This window comes from Curtobacterium sp. GC_Cur_3, assembly GCF_026544205.1.
GTDB lineage: Bacteria > Actinomycetota > Actinomycetes > Actinomycetales > Microbacteriaceae > Curtobacterium.
This window is the reverse complement of record NZ_JALNUI010000015.1, coordinates 1-12,821: the sequence shown is the minus strand read 5'-3', so window position 1 is coordinate 12,821 and position 12,821 is coordinate 1. Positions and strand designations below refer to the sequence as shown.

Annotated in this window: 10 protein-coding genes; 4 read left to right on the top strand and 6 right to left on the bottom strand. The window is 72.4% G+C overall.

Annotation, left to right across the window (positions count from 1 at the left end; translation table 11 throughout):
* Positions 1–88 precede the first annotated feature (88 nt).
* The 4 genes from OXR63_RS09520 (at position 89) to OXR63_RS09505 (ending at position 4,319) form a co-directional block, all read left to right on the top strand.
* On the top strand, positions 89–1,129 hold the full coding sequence (locus OXR63_RS09520) for a carbohydrate kinase family protein (RefSeq protein WP_267422294.1): 1,041 nt from the start codon (positions 89–91) through the stop codon (positions 1,127–1,129).
* Between the two features lie 67 nt (positions 1,130–1,196).
* Positions 1,197–2,555 (top strand): extracellular solute-binding protein, encoded by a 1,359-nt coding sequence (locus tag OXR63_RS09515; protein WP_267422293.1) that lies wholly within the window; start codon positions 1,197–1,199, stop codon positions 2,553–2,555.
* Positions 2,556–2,565: 10 nt separating this feature from the next.
* Positions 2,566–3,498 (top strand): carbohydrate ABC transporter permease, encoded by a 933-nt coding sequence (locus tag OXR63_RS09510; protein ID WP_267422291.1) that lies wholly within the window; start codon positions 2,566–2,568, stop codon positions 3,496–3,498.
* Complete coding sequence (locus OXR63_RS09505; RefSeq protein ID WP_194661567.1) at positions 3,495–4,319, top strand: carbohydrate ABC transporter permease; 825 nt, start codon at positions 3,495–3,497, stop codon at positions 4,317–4,319. The genes OXR63_RS09510 and OXR63_RS09505 overlap by 4 nt, the downstream gene beginning before the upstream one ends.
* Before the next feature lie 79 nt (positions 4,320–4,398).
* Here OXR63_RS09505 and OXR63_RS09500 read toward each other — a convergent pair whose 3' ends face one another.
* The 6 genes from OXR63_RS09500 to OXR63_RS09475 all read right to left on the bottom strand — a co-directional run.
* Complete coding sequence (locus OXR63_RS09500; protein ID WP_267422287.1) at positions 4,399–4,701, bottom strand: putative quinol monooxygenase; 303 nt, start codon at positions 4,699–4,701, stop codon at positions 4,399–4,401.
* A 415-nt stretch (positions 4,702–5,116) separates the two neighbouring features.
* Entirely contained in the window at positions 5,117–5,803 is a 687-nt protein-coding gene (locus OXR63_RS09495) for a TetR/AcrR family transcriptional regulator (protein WP_267422285.1), read from the bottom strand.
* A 26-nt stretch (positions 5,804–5,829) separates the two neighbouring features.
* Positions 5,830–7,596 (bottom strand): allophanate hydrolase, encoded by a 1,767-nt coding sequence (atzF, locus tag OXR63_RS09490; RefSeq protein ID WP_267422283.1) that lies wholly within the window; start codon positions 7,594–7,596, stop codon positions 5,830–5,832.
* Positions 7,593–11,315, bottom strand: coding sequence for an urea carboxylase (gene uca / locus OXR63_RS09485; RefSeq protein ID WP_267422281.1), 3,723 nt, complete (start codon positions 11,313–11,315; stop codon positions 7,593–7,595). The genes atzF and uca overlap by 4 nt, the downstream gene beginning before the upstream one ends.
* Positions 11,312–12,004: an urea amidolyase associated protein UAAP2 gene (locus OXR63_RS09480; RefSeq protein WP_267422279.1), complete on the bottom strand. Its 693-nt coding sequence runs from the start codon at positions 12,002–12,004 to the stop codon at positions 11,312–11,314. The genes uca and OXR63_RS09480 overlap by 4 nt, the downstream gene beginning before the upstream one ends.
* 3 nt (positions 12,005–12,007) lie before the next feature.
* Positions 12,008–12,821, bottom strand: an 814-nt coding sequence (locus OXR63_RS09475) for an urea amidolyase associated protein UAAP1 (protein ID WP_267422278.1), incomplete at its 5' end; no start/stop codon positions are given.

The following is a 12,821-nucleotide window of genomic DNA, read 5'->3' as shown; positions in this document are numbered from 1 at the left end:
AAGCACGCAGGATTGAGCACCACCACCGGATCCGTCCCAGGTCGAGCACACCTGCGCAGCACTGATCCGCGATGACGAGGAGACTGCCGTGACCGAGGCGCATGCCGAGCCACGACCCACCGGACACACCGGCGGGCAGGCCGACGAGACCACTCGCGGCACCCTGCTGTTCGCCGGGGACGTCTACTGCGACGTCGTCTTCTCCGGGGTCACGGCACCCGAGCAGGGCGCCGAGGTGTTCGCCGACGCGTTCGCCATCACCCCGGGCGGCGTCGCGAACCGTGCGGTCGCCGCTGCCCGAGCCGGTGCGCCGACGATGCTCGCGAGCCGCCTCGGCGACGACGTCCTCGGCCGCCACGTGTACGACGTGCTGACCGCCGAGCCGTTCCTCGACACCTCCCTGCTCGAGCTGGTGCCCGGGCACCAGAGCGCCGTCTCGGTGGCGCTGACCGGGCCCGACGACCGCAGCTTCATCACGTACGAGGAGCACCTCGGCCCGACCGTCGTGCCGGACGACCTCGGCCCGGTCGCCGCGACGCACGTCGGCATCGCCAAGCCCCTGCCCGCCTGGGTCGCCCGACTCCGCGCAGCCGGCACCACCGTCGTCGGCGGGGTCGGGTGGGACCACACCGGCGAGTGGAGCGGCGGCGTGCTCGACCGTCTGGCCGAGATCGACGTCTTCGTGCCGAACGACGTCGAGGCCATGCGGTACACCCGGACGGACTCGGCGCTCGCCGCGGCGAAGGTGCTCGCCGAGCGCGTGCCGCTCGCGGTCGTCACCCGTGGGCCCGACGGCGTCGTGGCGGTCGACTCCGCCAACGGCGTGGTCGTCACGGCGGACACCGTCCGGGTCGAGGCCGTCGACCCGACCGGCGCGGGCGACGTGTTCGTCGCGTCGTTCATGGCCGGCGTGCACCACGGCTGGGACCTCGAGACGCGGCTGCGCTTCGCCGCCGCCAGTGCCGCCTTCGCCGTCACCGGGCTCGGGGGAGCGGCGAGCGCGCCGCACCCCGACGAGCTCCGCACCTTCCTCGACCGGCGCGCCGCCCCGGGCGACTGGTCCTTCCTCGCCGACGTCCCCAGCGCCGGCCGCACCGGCGCCGACGTGCCCCGCGCCGCGGGACACTGACTCGGCGCACCCGCAGCCACCCACGACTGACCCGAACCACCCACCCCCTCGCAGAACTGGACCCACCATGAAGCACATCAGCAAGGCGTCGATGCTCATCGGCGTCGCAGCGGCGGTCGCCCTCGGTCTCACCGCCTGCACGCCCGGCGGGTCCGCCGCCCCCGCTGCCTCGCAGAGCCTCGGCCCGGTGTCGAAGGACGTGGGCTCGGCGAAGACCACGCTGACCGTCTGGGACCAGAACACGGACACCGGCATCAACGACGCGCAGCAGGTCCTCAACGACGCGTTCGAGAAGGCCCACCCGAACATCACGGTCAAGCGGGTCTCGCGCTCCTTCGCCGACCTGAAGACCACGCTGAAGCTCGCCCTCTCCGGGGACAACCCGCCGGACGTCGTGCAGGCGAACCAGGGCTACCCGGACATGGGCGCGTTCGTGAAGGCCGGGTTCCTCCGCCCCGTCGACGACTACGCGAAGCTCTACGGCTGGAACGACTACTACCCGTCGAGCCTGCTGAAGCTCAACTCGTTCTCCTCGGACGGGAAGACCTGGCAGGGCGACACCCTCTACGGCGTCTCGCAGACCGGTGAGCTCGTCGGCCTGTACTACAACAAGGACGTCCTCAAGGCGGCGGGGATCGACAGCCCGCCCACCACCGTGGCCGAGCTGACCGCGGACATGCAGAAGGTCAAGGCCGCCGGTACCCTGCCGCTCAGCTACGGCGACGTCGAGAAGAGCCCCGGCATCCACCTCTACGGGCTGGTCCTCTCCGCGATGGCCGGTCACGACGCCGTCAACGACCTGGTCGCGGGCAAGTCCGGCAGCTGGACCGGTGACGACGAGGTCAAGGCGGCCAGCACGATCAGCGGCTGGGTGAAGGACGGCTACGTCACCGACGGTGCGAACGGCGTCTCCCGCGACGACGCCGTCAGCGCGTTCGGCTCCGGGAAGTCGGCCTTCCTCATCACGGGCACCTGGTACCAGGCCACCCTCGAGGCCGCCAGCAAGGCGAAGTCCATCGGCTTCACGGCGCTCACGCCGACCGGTGCATCGACGCCGGTGACGATGGGCGGTGAGGGCCTCGCCTGGGCCATCACGTCGAAGACGAAGAACGCGAACGCCGCAGCCGCGTACGTCGACTTCGTCACGAACGCGAAGGCCGCCACGACCCTGGTCGACAAGGGCAACCTACCGACGGTGGTGCCGGACGCCGACACCCCCGCCGAGGGCACGATCGCCGGCGACATCACGAGCAACTACAAGACGATCTCGAGCGCGAACGCCATCACGCCCTACCTCGACTACGCCACCCCGACGTTCTACGACACCATCACCGCGGCCATGCAGGACCTCGTCGCGGGCAAGGCCACGCCGGAGCAGTACACGAAGACGCTGCAGACCGACTACACCGGCTTCGTCAAGAAGTGAGGACCGCCTCGTGACCCAGTTGACCGGGACCCGGGCGGGTGCTGCCCCGAGCAGCGCCCGCCCGGCCCCTCGCCGGCGCCGCCGCAGCCTGGTGCCCTACCTCTACGTCCTGCCGGCGTTCGTCGTGTTCGCGGTGTTCCTCGGCGTGCCGTTCCTGCAGAGCATCCAGTACTCGTTCTACGACTGGGACGGGCTCTCCCCGGCGACCTGGGCGGGCTTCGCCAACTACGCCGGCGTGTTCACGGACCCGCAGCTCCGCGCGTCGTTCGGGCACGCGTTGGTGCTCATGGTCTTCTACGCCGCGATCCCCGTCGTCGTGGCGCTGTTCCTCACCGCGCTGATCTCCCGGGCGAACGGCCTGCGCGGGATGTCGTTCTTCCGCACGGTCCTGTTCCTGCCGCAGGTCATCGCCTCGGTCGTCGTCGCGACGATCTGGGTGTCGATCTACTCCGCCGACGGGCTGCTCAACGACGGCCTGCGGCTCGTCGGCCTCGGGCAGTTCGCGCAGGTCTGGCTCGGCGGGTACGACACGGCCCTGCCCGCGATCGGCTTCGTCGGCACGTGGCTGAACGTCGGCCTGTGCCTGGTGCTGTTCCTCTCCGGCGTCGGCAACATCCACCCGAGCCTGTTCGAGGCCGCCCGCATCGACGGTGCCGGTGCGGCGCGGGAGTTCTTCTCGATCACCCTGCCGTCGCTCCGTGGGCAGATCGCCGCGGCCCTGACGCTCACGGTCGTCTCGGCGCTGAAGACCTTCGACCTGGTCTACGTCACCACCAGCGGCGGTCCCGGGAACTCGACGTCCGTGCCGGCGTTCGAGGCCTACAACCGGGCGTTCCAGACCGGACAGGTCGGGTCGGCAGCCGCGGTGGCCGTCTCGCTCACCGTCGTCATCATGATCGTCACGGCCCTGATCGGTCGTCTGCAGCCAAAGGACGTCGCATGAGGCTCTCCGTCCGCGAGAAGACCGTCAACTACGTCATCCTGACGCTCTTCGCCCTGTTCGCGATCATCCCGCTCATCGGGGTGCTGCTGTCCTCGGTCACCCCGTCGGCGCAGAACTCGGGCGGGTTCAGCCTGCCGACGAAGATCGACCTCGGGAACTTCGGCGCCGCGTGGACGCAGGGCCACTTCGCCACGTACATGTTCTCCAGCGTCCTGGTCACCGTGTCGGTCGTCGTGCTGACCACGATCCTCGCCGTGTTCGCCGGCTTCGCGTTCGGTCGGCTCGACTTCTTCGGCTCGAACGTCCTGTTCTTCGTGATGCTCGCCGGCCTGATGCTCCCGGCCGAGGCCTTCATCATCCCGCTGTACTTCAACCTGCGGTCCGTCGGCCTCACCGACACCTACTCGAGCCTGGTCCTGCCGCAGACCGCGCAGTCCCTGGCCTTCGGCATCTTCTGGATGCGCAGCCAGTTCCGGAGCTTCCCCGGCGAGGTCATCGAGGCCGCCCGCCTCGACGGCGCCCGTGACGTCCGCCTGCTCTGGCAGGTCATGGTCCCCGCCGCGATCGCCCCGATCATGACGATGTCCCTGCTCATCACGATGTGGACGTGGAACGAGTTCCTGCTGCCCCTGGTGCTCATCACGAGCGAGGACCACCGCACGGCCCCCCTCGGCCTCGCCTTCTTCAAGGGCGCGCACCTGACGGACTACTCGCTGCTGTCGGCCGCCGGCGTGATCGTCGCCCTGCCGATCGTCGTCCTCTATTTCTTCCTGCAGAAGCGGTTCATCTCCGGCATGCTCGGCGGCTTCGCCGACCGGTGACCACAGAACGGACGGGAGGCTCCCCACCAGCGTGTGGGGAGCCTCCCGTCCGTCGTGGGGCCGCGTCGGACGCGATCCGCTAGGAGAGCTCGATCGTGCTGCTGTAGATGCGCTTCACGCCGGGGGCGGCCAGGACCTGGCCGAGCGGGGAGGCGCCCTCGGGGGTGCCACGCCAGGCGGCGTAGGCGTCGTGGTCGGCGGTGGTGGTCCAGCGCTCGAGGACGACGAGGTGCGTGGGGTCGGCGTCGTCGACCAGGACCTCGAGCGACTCGCAGCCGTGGTGCTGGCGGGTCTGTGCGAGCGTCTCGCGGACCGTCGACTCGACCTCCTCGTGGGTCGCGTCGCTCCGGAGTTCGAGATCGAGGAGGACCGTCGTCGTCATGCTGCACCGTTTCTGTCGTTCTGGGACGCACGTCGGACGACGCACCTCTCCTCCAACCCTGCCCGTCCCGCCGGTGTTCCGTCCCAGGGGGTGTCGTGGTCCGGGTCGCGGTGTCGCGCGCGGGAGACGCCCCGGGCGACAAGATCGTCGTCGTACGACCTCGACGATGTCGTGCCCGAGGTGGTCCGCGTGGGTGTGCGGGCACGACGCGACACCATCGGTGTCGTACGACCTCGACGGTGTCGTTCCGTGCGCGCGGGGATGCGTCCGCATGGTCCGACATGGCGGGCGTCGATCGACTCGTGCGGTGTCGGGACACGGGGTCGCGGGGGAGTTCGGTCGGAACAGTGACGGATCTGGGCGGGGGAGGTCGGGGGACGCGAACCGGATCCGTCAGGCGGCGGGAGCGGAACCGTCAGACGGTGGCAGCGGCGAGCAGGGACTCCGCGTCGTGCCGGGCGGCGGCGACGGCAGCGGCGTCGAGACCGCAGGCGCGCAGGCAGGTCGTGACGATGGCGTCGCGGTCCTCGTCCTCGACCCGACCGGCACGGCGGAGCTGGATGACGGTCTCGGCGAGCTGGATGAGCACGGCGCCGAGCTGCGTCGGGGTGAGCGACACGTCGGGAGTGGCGGCGCGGGAGCCGAGCCGGCCGTAGGTGTCCTGCAGCTCCTGGCGCTCGACGCGGAACCCGTCGTAGCGCTCGCCCTGCACCTCGGGCAGCAGGTACAGCGTCCCGATGTTGTGCGGGGTGCGCACGAGCGTGTCCACGTCGATGAGGACCAGCGCGGCGAGGGCACCCGCGGCGCTCGTCGACTCCGGCACGCGCTGCTCGAGGTCACGGACGACGTCGAGCGAGGGACGGACGGACGTCGTCAGCAGCTCGACGAGCATGTCGTCCTTGCCCGCGAAGTGGTAGTACAGCGACGCCTGCCGGACCCCGACGCGCTCGGCGATCGCGCGGGTCGAGGTCGCGCTGAACCCGTTCTCGACGAACAGCGCCGCCGCCGCGTCCAGGATCTGGTCGCGAGGGCTGAGCTCCGGGCTCGTGTCCGGCACAGCGCGCGGGCGTCCGACGCGGGACGGTCGCTCGTCGGAGGGCATGGCCCCATCCTCCCAGGCCACCGCGGTCAGCCCTGCTCCCGGTAGGCACGCCAGCCGCCGTGGTGGGTGATGTCCTCGGCACCGAGCACCGCCCGGGGCTCGACGAGGAAGCCCGTGACGTCGGAACCGTCCTCGAGCGTGACGGTCCCGATCGCCATCGGCGCGGGTAGCGCAGCCACGAAGGTCGCGAAGCCCGCGGCGGGCAGCCGCCAGACCTCACCGGCGATCGAGCCGGTGGCGGGACCGCCGGCCGACCCACCGCTGCCGGACGCGACCGCGCTGCCGGACGCGACCGCGCTGCCGGGCGCGACCGAGCCTGCGCGGACCAGCCCCGGCTTGGGCGGCACCGTGTCGAGGGCGTACAGCCGGTAGTCGGAGGCGGTGCGAGCCTCCCGGACGAACGATCCGCCGGCCGCGACCAGCTGGCCGTTCAGCGGTTGGTCGCGGAGGTGCGCGCCGACGACCAGCAGGTCGACGGTCGGTGCGAGGAACGCGGTGGCGAGCGCCGCCAGCCGGCGGTCCGTGAACGCCGGGCCGGTCAGCATGACGCCGAACGGCAGCCCGTCGACGAAGCCCGCCGGCACGGCGAGCGAGGCCATGTCGAGCAGGTTCGCGAAGTTCGTGTACCGCCCCATCCGGCTGTTCGCGCCGATCGGGTCCGCTGCGACCTCGGCGAGGGTCGGGTGCCACGTGGTGGTGGGCGTGAGGAGCGCGGTCGTGCCGTCGAGCACCGCGCGACCCGCTGCCCCGAGGGTGTCGAGCCGGGCCATGTCGGCGAAGAGCTCCGACGCGGTCGGTCGGGCCCCGCCGAGCACGATCGTGGCGACGGACGGGTCGAGGTCCTCGCCGACGAGGTCCCGGTGCGCCTCGATGTGCGCGCCGACGGCGGCGTGCCGTTCGGCGACGAACGCCCCGTCGTAGAGCAGTGCTGCGGCGTCGAGGAGCGGGGCGATGTCCACCTCGACGACCTCGTGGCCGAGCGCCCGGAAGCGGTCGACGGCCGCGGCGAACGCGGACGCCCACCCGTCTGCGAGCCCCTCGAGCTGCGACGGCAGCGGGACGGCGATGCGCGGGACGGTCGGGAGTGCGGCGTGGGCGCGGTCCTCGCGGGCGAGCGGGTCGACGCCGTCGGGCCCGCTCATCAGCTCGGCGGCGGTCCTGGCGAGTCCAAGGGACGCCGCGAACACCGTGACGCAGTCCTGGGACCGGCACGCCGGCACGACGCCGGTGTTCGGCACGAGCCCCTTCGTCGGCTTGACCCCGACGAGGTTGCCGAGCGCTGCCGGCACCCGACCGGAGCCGGCGGTGTCGGTGCCGAGCGCGAAGTCGACGATCCCGAGGGCGACGGCCGTGGCGGACCCGCTGGACGAGCCCCCGGAGATCCTCGACGGGTCCCAGGCGTTCCGGACGGCGCCGAAGGGGGAGCGGGTGCCGACCAGGCCGGTGGCGAACTGGTCGAGGTTCGTCTTGCCGACGACGACCGCGCCGGCGGCCCGCAGCCGGGCGACCGCGGTGGCATCGGCCGTCGGCTCGTACGCGTAGGACCTGGCGGCGGCCGTCGTGGGCAGGCCGGCGACGTCGATGTTGTCCTTCACGGCGAACAGCAGCCCCGCCAGGGGGAGGGCGGGGTCGATGCGGGACGCCTCGGCGAGGACGTCGGCGCGGTCGCGCAGGGTGATCCAGACCTCGGGTCGGTCCACCGCCGCGATCCGGTCGAAGGCGTCGTGGACGCGGTCAGCCGCGGTGCTCACGGCGCCTGCAGCGTTCGCGCTGACACCGCTGCCGGCGCTCATGCCGGTGCTCCGATCGCGGCGAGGACCTGGCCCGGTGCGACCTGCTCGCCCGGTGTGACGTAGACCTCCAGGACGTGTCCGTCCACGGGTGCGTGCACCATCGACTCCATCTTCATCGCCTCCACGGCCAACAGCTTCTGTCCTGCGTCCACCCGGTCACCCGGGCGGACGTCCACCTGCCACACGGTCGAGGTGAACGGCGCGGTGACGGCCGTCGACCCCTCGGGCACGGTCACGGCGTCCGGCACGACCACGGCCGGTTCGTCGCGCACGTCGAACTCGCCCGAGGCGCGCCACCGGTCCTTCTCCTCGCCGAACGCCCGGGCCTGCTGCGCTCGGAACGCCGCGATCGAGTCCGCGTTGTCCCCGAGGAACCGGTTGTACGACGCGATCGAGAACTCGCCGTCGACGGTCTCGAAGTCCCCGCGGCCCGCGTCGGTCTCGGCCCGCAGCTCGAGGAGCTCCTCGGCGCCGACCGGGTACCACTCGATCCGGTCGAAGAAGCGGAGCGCCCACGGGTCCTCCTGGAACAACCCGCCGCGGCGGAAGCGGTTCCAGATCTGCACGGTGCGGCCGACGAACTGGTAGCCGCCCGGGCCCTCCATCCCGTAGATGCAGAGGTACGCGCCGCCGATGCCGACGGAGTTCTCGGCCGTCCAGGTACGCGCCGGGTTGTACTTCGTCGTCACGAGTCGGTGCCGGGGGTCGAGTGGAGTGGCGACCGGGGCGCCGAGGTACACGTCGCCGAGGCCGAGCACCAGGTAGCTCGCGTCGAACACCGTGCGGAACACGTCGTCCACGGAGTCCAGCCCGTTGATCCGCCGGATGAACTCGATGTTCCAGGGCGTCCACGGTGCGTCGTTCCGGACGCCGTTCATGTAGCGCTCGATCGCCAGCCGGGTCGCCGGGTCGTCCCACGACAGCGGCAGCTTCACGGTGCGTGACGGCACGACGAGCTGGTCCGTCGGCGGGATCTCGTCCTCGAGCTCACGGAGCAGCCCGGCGACGTCGCGCGCCTTGAGCACGGACGCGTCGGTGTGCACCTGCAGCGAGCGGATCCCCGGCGTGATGTCGAGGACGCCCTTCGGCGTGTGTTCCTGCAGCTTCGTCATGAGCGCGTGCACCCGCATCCGCAGCGCGATGTCGAGCGTCATGTCGCCGTACTCGACCAGCACGTTGTCGTCGCCGTCACGGCGGTACGCCACGCTCGGTCGGCTGGGGGTCGCGTCCAGGCGCGCCAGCACACCGTCGTCGCCGTCACCGCCGGCGCGTCCGTCACGTCCGGTGCGCGGGACCGTCCTGGAGGCTCGGTTCGCGATGAGCGCGGCGGCGTCGGTCTCGCGGACGGGGACGAAGCGGACGGTGTCGCCCGGGCGCAGCTGGCCCAGCTTCCACAGGTCACCGCTGGCCACCACGGCGGGGCAGACGAACCCGCCGAGGGACGGCCCGTCCGGTCCGAGGATGATCGGGGTGTCGCCGGTGAAGTCGATCGCGCCGACCGCGTACGGGGTGTCGTGGATGTTCGAGGGGTGCAGGCCGGCCTCGCCGCCGTCCGTCCGCGCCCAGCCCGGCCGGGGTCCGATGAGCCGGACGCCGGTGCGGGCGGAGTTGTGGTGCACGCCGTAGTCGGTGGCGTAGAACACGTCGAGGTCCGCGCGGGTGAAGAAGTCCGGTGCCGCGTGCGGGCCCTCGGTGACGGCGATCTCCCACGCGTCCGTCAGCGCCGTGCGGTGCTCGGCCGGGGTCGGGCCGCCGACGAGCCCGAGCCGGGTGCCGGCGGGGAAGGCCGGGTGCGGGGCGTCGGAGTCGGGGGAGCCGGGACGGAGCACGTCGCCCGCGAGCAGGGCACGGCCCGCGTGGCCGCCGAACCCGCCGAGCGTGAACGTGGCCGCGGAGCCGAGGTAGGTCGGCACGTCGAAGCCCCCGCGCACGGCGAGGTAGCTCCGGAGGCCCGGGCCGGGAGCGGTCCCGACGGCGAGGGTCTGTCCCGCGGCGACCTCGACCGGCTCCCACAGCGCGACGGGCTCGCCGTCGAGGGTCAGCGGCACGGGTGCCCCGGTGACGGCGACGACCGTGGCGGCGGAGAAGCGGAGCGTGGGGCCGGTCGCGGTGACCTCCAGCGCGGGGGCGCCGTCGGGGTTGCCGACCGCCCGGTTCGCCTCGGCGAAGGACGCGGCGTCGAACGGGCCGCTCGGCGGGACACCGACCTGCCAGTACCCGAGGCGACCGGGCAGGTCCTGCACGGTCGTCATCGTGCCGGGCACCAGGACGTCGATGCGCGGGTCCGGGTCCTCGGTCGTGTCGAGCGTGGACGTCGAGTGCGTCGCCGTGCGGAGCTCGAGGTCGTCGGTGAGCGTGCGGAGCAGTCCGGCGTTCGTGACGATGCCGTCGATGCGCGTCGCGGCGAGGGCGTCCCGGAGCCGGTCGAGGGCGTCGTCGCGGGTCTCCCCGGTCGCGATCACCTTCGCGAGCATCGGGTCGTAGAACGCCGACACCTCGGAGCCGGTCTCGACCCAGCCGTCGACGCGGATGCCGGTCGCGGTGCCGTCGTCGGTCGCGGCCGCGGGGAAGACGGCCTGCGTGACCAGGCCGCTGGAGGGCAGGGATCCCTTGGCGGGGTCCTCGGCGTAGACGCGGGCCTCGACGGCGTGCCCCGTCGGGGTCCAGCGGCGGTCGAAGACGTCGTCGGGGATGCCGGCAGCACCGTCGCGGGCCAGCCGGAGCATCAGCTCGACCAGGTCGACGCCGTAGACCTCCTCGGTGACCGGGTGCTCGACCTGCAGGCGCGTGTTCACCTCGAGGAACGACGCCTCTTCGCGCACCGGGTCGTAGACGAACTCGACCGTGCCGGCGCTGCGGTACCCGATGCTCGCCGCGAGCCGACGTGCGGACTCGTGGAGAGCCTCCCGGACGTGGTCCGGCAGTGCCGGGGCCGGTGCCTCCTCGATGACCTTCTGGTTCCGGCGCTGGAGGGAGCAGTCGCGGTCGCCGATGACGGCGACCCGGCCCTCGCCGTCGCCGAAGAGCTGGACCTCGACGTGGCGGGCCGGTCGGACCAGACGTTCGAGGAAGATGCCGGCGGCGCCGAACGCGGCTGCCGCGGTGCGTTCGACGCTCGCGTAGGCCTCGCGGACCTCGTCGAGCGTGGCGCAGGCCTGCATGCCGATCCCGCCGCCGCCGCCGGTGGCCTTGAGCATGACGGGCAGGCCGATGCGGTCGGCGGCGGTGACGGCGTCGTCGGCGGAGGCGAGCAGCCCGGTGCCGGCGAGCATCGGGACCCCGGCCGCCGCGGCGAGTTCACGGGCGGTGTGCTTGGCGCCGAACGCCACGATCTGGTCGGCGGTCGGCCCGACGAAGCGGATGCCGGCCGCCGCGCAGGCTTCCGCGAACGCGGTGTTCTCGGACAGGAAGCCGTAGCCGGGGTGCACCAGGCCGGCGCCGGAGTCGACCGCTGCCTGGACGACCGCGTCGATGCGCAGGTACGACTCGCGGGCGGGGGCCGGGCCGAGGCGGACGGCGACGTCGGCCTCGCGGACGTGCGGGGCGGCGCGGTCGGCGTCGGAGTACACGGCGACCGTGCGCATCCCGAGCGCCTTGGCGGACCGGATCACCCGGCGGGCGATCTCGCCGCGGTTGGCGACGAGGACGGTGTCGGTGCTGAGGGCGGGACGCCCGGCGGGCGTCGGTGCCGGCGTCGCGCCGGTGTCGAGGGCGGTCACGGCTGCACCACGATCATCCGCAGGGGCGTGCAGGAGAAGTCGTTGCAGGGGTTGTTCATCTGCGGGCAGTTCGACACGATCACGAGCACGTCCCGTTCGGCCCGGACCGCCACGCGCTTGCCGGGGGTGCTCATGCCGTCGACGATGCCGAGGGCACCGTCCGCCTCGACCGGGACGTTCATGAACCAGTTGAGGTTCGAGACCAGGTCGCGGACCCCGAGGCCGTGTCGCGCCGCCTCGGCGAGGAAGTTCTCGCGGCAGCCGTGTTGGTAGGCGGTGTGGTGCCCGTACCGGAGCGTGTTCGACTCCTTCGAGCAGGCGCCGCCGATGGTGTCCTGGCGGTCGATCTCGTTGCCGACGACCGTCATCAGCGGGCGGCCCTCGTTCGACATCAGGACCGTGCCGGTGCGGACGTACGCGTTGCCCTGCGCGACGAGGGTGTCGGGGACGCTGTACCGCTCGTCGGGGTCGTGCGCGTCGTAGACGAGACAGTCCGCGCTCTGGTTCCCGCCGACGTCGACGATCGTGAGCACCTCGCCGGCGCGCACGACGGCGGACCACGGGGCGAGCGGCGCGACCCGGTCGTCACGGACGACGGTGCCGGGCACCAGGGACTCGCTCCAGTCGAGGACGGCGTCCGGCGCGTGCACGGCGCCGACGGGCACGGTGGAGGTCAGGGTGTCGGTCATCGTTCAGCCTCGTGCTTCCGCGTGGTCGATGGAGTTCAGGTAGGCGCGGGTCAGCTCCGGCGTCGCGGTGAAGCGCTCGTCGGCCGCGGTGGTCGGGGCCCCGCGCCACGCGTGCACGCGCAGGGGTCCGACGACGTAGTCCGCCCGCGGGTCGAGCGGGTGCGCGACGTTCGCGATGAGGACCAGCAGCGGGAGCTCGGCGACGAGCGTGACGTGGTGCCCGGGCCCCGCCGACCCGATCGGCTCCAGCGCGCCCTCGGGGTCGACTCGCACGCCCTGGAAGAACGAGATGCTCGGCGGCAGGTCGCGCTTGGTGAGCCCGTGCTTCGCGGCGGCCTTCGCCAGGAGCGACCGGCCGCTCGGGGACGGCCCCTCGGGTGCTGCGTCGCCGTACTTCGCGGTGTTCCAGGCGTCGGTCGAGGTGCCGCAGAACGCGTCGTGTCGGCCCGAGGTGTCCTCGATGATCGTGGCGAGGGCCCGGCCGTCCCCGCTCAGCAGCGGCGACCCGGCGCCGAGGTACGCCTGCCACGGGATCTTCTGCGTGTCCGCGACGTTGAGGCGTTCCCACGGCTCGAGCGCGTTGTACACGACGATGTTCGCGCAGGCGTCCCCGGTCGGGTCGTCGAGGCGGATGCGGGAGCCGCGGGCGAGGACCCGGTGTGTGTACCCGCCCGGTGCCACCGTCTCGGCCCAGACCAGGTCGGCGGGGTCGACGCCCTCCGGGGCGAACGGGGACGTCGACGCCGGCAACCAGGGCATGTACTCCGACTGCGACCCGGCCTGCGCGCGGGCGTCGGAGCGCGAGGCGGTCACGCTG